Source organism: Acidisphaera sp. L21, assembly GCF_009765685.1.
GTDB lineage: Bacteria > Pseudomonadota > Alphaproteobacteria > Acetobacterales > Acetobacteraceae > LMUY01.
In genome coordinates this window covers 20184-25695 of record NZ_LMUY01000077.1, presented here as the reverse complement: position 1 = coordinate 25695, position 5512 = coordinate 20184, and the positions used below count along the sequence as shown (strand labels likewise).

The 5512-nt window shown below is 63.5% G+C and carries 8 protein-coding genes; 1 reads left to right on the top strand and 7 read right to left on the bottom strand.

What is annotated here, in order from left to right; translation table 11 throughout:
- Positions 1 to 286, top strand: a 286-nt coding sequence (locus GSQ76_RS15950) for a c-type cytochrome (RefSeq protein ID WP_408836733.1), incomplete at its 5' end; no start/stop codon positions are given.
- 124 nt (positions 287 to 410) lie between these two features.
- Here GSQ76_RS15950 and GSQ76_RS15945 read toward each other — a convergent pair.
- From GSQ76_RS15945 to puhB, 7 genes are all read right to left on the bottom strand, one after another.
- Complete coding sequence (locus GSQ76_RS15945; RefSeq protein ID WP_158745016.1) at positions 411 to 683, bottom strand: hypothetical protein; 273 nt, start codon at positions 681 to 683, stop codon at positions 411 to 413.
- Positions 684 to 779: 96 nt separating this feature from the next.
- On the bottom strand, positions 780 to 1991 hold the full coding sequence (hemA, locus tag GSQ76_RS15940; RefSeq protein ID WP_158745014.1) for a 5-aminolevulinate synthase: 1212 nt from the start codon (positions 1989 to 1991) through the stop codon (positions 780 to 782).
- A 59-nt stretch (positions 1992 to 2050) separates the two neighbouring features.
- Positions 2051 to 2959: a putative photosynthetic complex assembly protein PuhE gene (puhE, locus tag GSQ76_RS15935; protein WP_158745013.1), complete on the bottom strand. Its 909-nt coding sequence runs from the start codon at positions 2957 to 2959 to the stop codon at positions 2051 to 2053.
- A gap of 5 nt (positions 2960 to 2964) precedes the next feature.
- The gene (gene acsF, locus GSQ76_RS15930; protein ID WP_254070439.1) at positions 2965 to 4029 is read right to left on the bottom strand and encodes a magnesium-protoporphyrin IX monomethyl ester (oxidative) cyclase; all 1065 of its coding nucleotides are present in this window, start codon (positions 4027 to 4029) and stop codon (positions 2965 to 2967) included.
- Entirely contained in the window at positions 4026 to 4307 is a 282-nt protein-coding gene (locus tag GSQ76_RS15925; RefSeq protein WP_216851088.1) for a hypothetical protein, read from the bottom strand. The genes acsF and GSQ76_RS15925 overlap by 4 nt, the downstream gene beginning before the upstream one ends.
- A gap of 11 nt (positions 4308 to 4318) precedes the next feature.
- Positions 4319 to 4771 carry a photosynthetic complex assembly protein PuhC gene (puhC, locus tag GSQ76_RS15920; RefSeq protein WP_158745009.1) on the bottom strand — a complete coding sequence of 151 codons (453 nt, stop codon included), beginning with the start codon at positions 4769 to 4771 and terminating at the stop codon, positions 4319 to 4321.
- A gap of 28 nt (positions 4772 to 4799) precedes the next feature.
- Complete coding sequence (gene puhB, locus GSQ76_RS15915; protein ID WP_158745007.1) at positions 4800 to 5456, bottom strand: photosynthetic complex putative assembly protein PuhB; 657 nt, start codon at positions 5454 to 5456, stop codon at positions 4800 to 4802.
- Between the last annotated feature and the right edge of the window lie 56 nt (positions 5457 to 5512).

Below are 5512 nucleotides of genomic sequence, written 5' to 3'. Positions count from 1 at the left end.
GGGCGGGAAGGCGGGGTTGGGCCCGAACCTCTATGGCGTCGTCGGCGGTCCGCATGCGCACATGCCGGGGTTTGAGTATTCTGCCGGGTTGAAGGCGCATCAGGGCCCGTGGACATTCGAGGAGCTGGACAGGTGGTTGACCAAGCCGGCGGCCTATGCGCCGGGCACCAAAATGACCTTTGCCGGCATCCCGGACGCAAAGATGCGTGCCGATGTCATCGACTACCTGCGCAGCTTGTCTGCCACGCCTGTGCCACTTCCAGCTGCCACGGCCCCGGCGAAGTAGCCGATGGTAAATAACGTGGAAGACCCACTGCAATTCACTGTGGTTTAACAGCCGCAGACAAACCCTATCCCGGTGCGGGAGAAGGTTCGTCCGCAAATTCGGGTCCCAACTGTCGAGACGGCCTTCAGGACTCTTTCGGCGCAAAGGCCACGCACCAGCCCTCTGGATTGATGGTGCCGGCGACGATCTTGCAGGCATTGGGCGCAACCCAGTTGACGCAGACGCTACACTTTGCGTTTTCCTTGGGCATGTTCTGATACTGCACCATCGCCTGGGCAATTTTCTCTTGCGCACCGGCCCGGACTGTGGCCGCGAATGTGACGATCGCGCCTCCGATCAAAGCGAGCCCGGTTTTCATTGCTGTGCGGCGCGACGTCTGACTATCTACGCTATTCATGTCTGTTTCCCTGCGTGTCATTGTAGTAACGATCCACTTGTCCCCGCATCGCAGAAGCGCGAGTCAATAATGCGTCATTGATCGACGTACGATGGACTAGGCAGCCCTTTGTAGGCTCAGCTCGGACCAGATCGTCGATAGCGCTGCGACGAGATGGGCAATATCGGCATCGCTGTGAAAGGGCGATGGCGTAATGCGCAGCCGTTCGGTACCCCGCGGAACCGTGGGGTAGTTGATCGGCTGAACATAAACCCCGAACTGGTCCATTAAGCGATCCGTCACCTGCTTGCACAGCTTGGCATTGCCGACCATTACCGGAACGATATGGCTATCATTCCGGTAGTGCGGGACCCCCGCCCGGTCCAGGGCCGCGCGCAACTGGACAACCCGGTCCTGCTGGGCCACCCGCTCACTGCGGCTGGTCTTGAGGTGCCGGATGCTCGCCAGGGCACCCGCAGCAATGGCGGGTGGTAGCGCCGTGGTAAAGATAAAGCCGGAAGCGAAGCTGCGGATGAAGTCGCACAAGGTAGCGGAGGCTGCGATGTAGCCCCCTACGACGCCGAAGCCCTTCGCCAGGGTACCCTCCATAACCGTAAGGCGGTGCGTCAGCCCTTCCTGCTCGGCAACTCCGCCGCCGCGCGGGCCATACAGGCCAACCGCGTGGACTTCGTCCAAATACGTCATGGCACCGTGCCGCTCGGCGACATCGCAGATTTCGGCAATGGGCGCGATGTCACCATTCATGGAGTAGACGGATTCAAACGCCACCAGCTTCGGAACATCGGCCGGCAGGCGGCTCAGCTTCCGGTCGAGATCCGTCGGGTCATTATGGGTGAAGACAATCTTTTCCGCTCGGCTATGACGGATGCCTTCGATCATGGAGGCATGGTTGCTTTCATCCGAGAGAACGACGCAGCCTGGCAGCCGGCCAGCCAAGGTGCTGAGCGCCGCCCAGTTCGACATATAGCCGGAGTTGAAGAGCAGTGCGGCCTCGGTGCGGTGCAGGTCGGCCAGCTCTTCTTCCAGCAACACATGGTAGTGATTGGTGCCCGCAATATTGCGGGTCCCGCCGGCGCCTGCGCCGCAGCTATCCAGCGCCTCGTGCATCGCGGCCAGTACGGTCGGGTTTTGACCCATCCCGAGATAGTCGTTGGAGCACCAGACCGTCACCTCGGCCCGACCACGCTCGCGAACGTGGGTGGCGTGTGGGAAGCTACCAGCCCGGCGCTGCAGGTCAGCGAAGACGCGGTAATTGCCCTCACGCCGGAGCCCATCGAGCTGTTTGCGGAAGAAAAAATCGTAATCCATGGCTGCTTCTCCCCCTTATACGCCGCGTGTCGTCGCGGCGGGTGTTGATGATAGGCCGGTTACGGCGTGGCGGCCCGGGTTCGCACCGGCACGCTTGCGGTAAATCCCACCGGCACTCTCCCAATCGGCAGTCGTCCCTTGGTCTGCCTTGCCTCCGGCAACTCGGCGGTCTCCGCATCCCGCGTGGCATGACCGGCCTGCATTGCATTGCCGCGTAGCCGAACGGCCCAATTCCATAGCCGCGCAAAGGGCAGCGGCAGGACGAGGAACCAGTGCTCCACCACGGCAAGCGCCAGCATGACGGCGACGACCGTCAGCCCCACTCTGTCGGGCGCCGAGATGCCAGGTGCGGCTGCGCGCTGCGCGAGCCAAGCAGCCAGAACCGTGCCTGCAGTGATGCTGATGGGAAACAACAGGTTCATCGGGCGGCATTTCATATAGCTGGCCAGGAACGCCAGATGCGGCGGCACGAATTGCTCGTTCAGGTTCAATACCCCCAGGAACACGTTCAGCTTTGCACTTTGCCGCGCGCCCCACAGGGTTAGGAACGTCCATAGCCCAACCTGGTTGGGCGCCCCCCAGGTTGCGGCAACGACCAGCGCCGCGCTGATCAGGATTGCCAGTTCGTGATAGAGGCAGGCCATGACGCCGAAGCCGAAGCGCCGCCAACCCACCGCCTCCGATGGGCAGGGGACGCGCCGCGGCCCGGTGACATAGCCCATGAAGAAGCTCATCTCGTGCCACCCCCAAACCAGGAGGCCGTAGGTGAAGGCGGCGTAGACCCCGGACGTCGACGTATCGCTGCCGCCTGCCCACAGGCGATACAGCGACGTCGCACCCACCGCCGTTCCGCCCAGCATGCTCCAGCGGAAGGTACGGCGCGGCAGATTGTCCAGCAAGATGATCAGCCCGGTGCTGAACCACCAGATGAACAATGCATATCCGGCCGGGGCGAGAAATGACCACATGCCTTTTACCAGGACGGGCTCAGACGCACGGTCTGCGGAACGGCATTGTTCTCCACTGGCAGCAGGAATAGGCGCAGGAACGCCAAGGCGGCAGCGCCGGTCAGCACCGCGCCCTTGATCCGCCCGATCAGCCCGCCCTGCCGGCGCGCTGCACCCTTGGCCACGGTGATGCGCCGCAACCGCTCCAGCCCGGCGGCGAAGGCAGGATGGTCGAGGTTGAGCGAGATCGGAAAAACCTGCCGGGCGATTTCGGTCGTGATCCGGTAGACCGTGAAGTCGTACTCGGTCGGGTCGATCCCCAGCGCGGCGTGGAACACCGGGCGTGCATGGTCGCGCACATACATGGTGGCGAAGACCGCCAGCAGGAAAAACCGGATCCAAAGGCGGTTGATCCCGCTCAGCGTCTTTGGGTCGGCACGCATCAGCAGGGCGAACGCCTCCCCATGGCGGAATTCGTCGGCACACCAATTCTCGAACCAGCGAAAGATCGGGTGGAACTGGTGTTCCGGATGCCGCTCCAGATGGCGGAAGATGGTGATGTAGCGGGCGTAGCCGATCTTCTCGCTCAAATAGGTCGCGTAGAAGACGAACTTAGGCCGGAAATACGTATACTTCTTCGCCTTTGTCAGGAAGCTGAGGTCCACGCCGACGCCGAAATCCTTCAGCGTGTCGTTGATGAACCCGGCGTGCCGCGCCTCGTCCCGCGTCATGAAGTTGAACAGGTCGTGGATATCACCCGCCTTGATCCGCTTCTTGATTTCCGCATACAGCACGCAGCCGGAAAATTCCGCCGTTACTGATGACACCAGGAATTCCAGGAACTCCGCCCGAAGCGCCGGCGGCAGGGTCGACAGGTCGAGGTCGAATTCGGCATTGCGGACGAAATGGTTGCGGTTGGTATCGGCGCGCAACTCGGCGATCAAGCCGTCCCATTCCGCACGCACCCCGCTGACGTCGATCCGCTCCATGGCGGCGAAATCGGTGGTGTAGAAGCGTGGGCTAAGGACCGTATCCTCCTGCGCCTGGCGCGTCGTCTCGTTGGGGCTTTTGGCCTGCAGGGTGGCGCTCACGATATCTCCTTCGGCAGGAAGCCGACTTCATAGAGGTCCGTCAGTTCGAACATCGCGGTCAGCTCGGTCCACCAGCGCGCGACCGGCCCGGCACGGGTGACGGTTGCCGGGCATTGGCACGTCAGGCGGTCGCCGAATGCTATGTTGGTCGGGGCCCCGTGCACCACCACCACGTCGCCGGGCCGGATATCGATCCCGTCGGGCACGGCGTGCGCGTGAAGGCTGTCGGGCGTCTTCTCGATATCGACGTCACAGCGGATCGCAACGGTTTCAGCCATGAAGGGCCACATCACACGCCGCCTATGCCATGCAGAAGCCGGGCAAAGACGGCTTCGTTGGTAGGGCCGAACGCCTCCAGCTCCACATGGCGGCCAGTGGCCGGGTCATCCAGGGTCAGCCGGTTGTCGTTCCAGGCCGAGAGGTGGAACGGCGTGCTGGAATCAATCCCCTCGCTTTTGCGTGTGCGCGCTAGCCCGCGCAACGTGCCGCGCAGGAACCCATTCTGCCCGGTCACGACGTCGAACGGCACGGCGCTGTGTCCATCGAACACCAGCACCGCGCCGTCCGCCCGATCCTCGAACCGGATGTCGCGTCCATCGACCATCGTGGCGACCGGCGGCGGTGCGGCGGCGTTCGTGATACGGCCGGTGATCGCCGCCACCAGCGCCAGCCCGATCATGCCCGAGACCGCCAGCGCAGGCAGGCGCTGAACCATCGACTGGCGAGCCGTTACCACGTTCATCGCTCGTAACCCCTCCGTTATCGGCCCGTCAGGCTGAGGCAGCAGCGCGCGGGCGGTTGCTGGCCAGTTTGGCCGGGTGTTGCTGATCCTGCAATTGCGGAATGATCGCCACTGGTGCGGATGCCGATGCGGCCAGTACCCGCGCGAGCAACTGCGCCACGCCTTGAACCTGCGGCAGCGCGCGGAGCATAGGCTGCGCCGTCGCCAAGTACCAGGGACGCGCATGCGGCCACAGCACGAACCACGCGAGTTTGTTCCCGGGGGCAAGCTCCAGCGCGATATTGCCGGTGCCATCCGCGTCGGCATGGAACGATGCCGTGTCGATGCGATTGAATGGCAGGTTGATCGTCATCGGCAAGGCGAGCCCCAGCCGGATCACGACGCGGCGATCCGTGATCGTGTAGGTGGTCGCCCGGCTCACTGCCCAGGCATATGCGATGATCAGCAGCAACGGCACCAAGGCCAGGCCCAGGAAGCGCGACGTGGCCACCGCGGTTTCAGGCGGCGTCTCCCCAGACCGTAGCGAGGATACGACATACCAGACGAGCAAGAGCGCGAAATAGAGTGCCCATCCGCGGAGGTGAAACGCGCGGGTGGCGAGTGTTCGCCAATCCGGGGCGCCCTGCCACAACAAACGCTCGCCCTGGGGCAGGTTTTCCGGCAGGCCGGCTGGCGGGCGGCTCACAGCAGCGGCTCCATACGACGGGGCCGGGCATACAGCGTGCCGCCACCGTAATACCC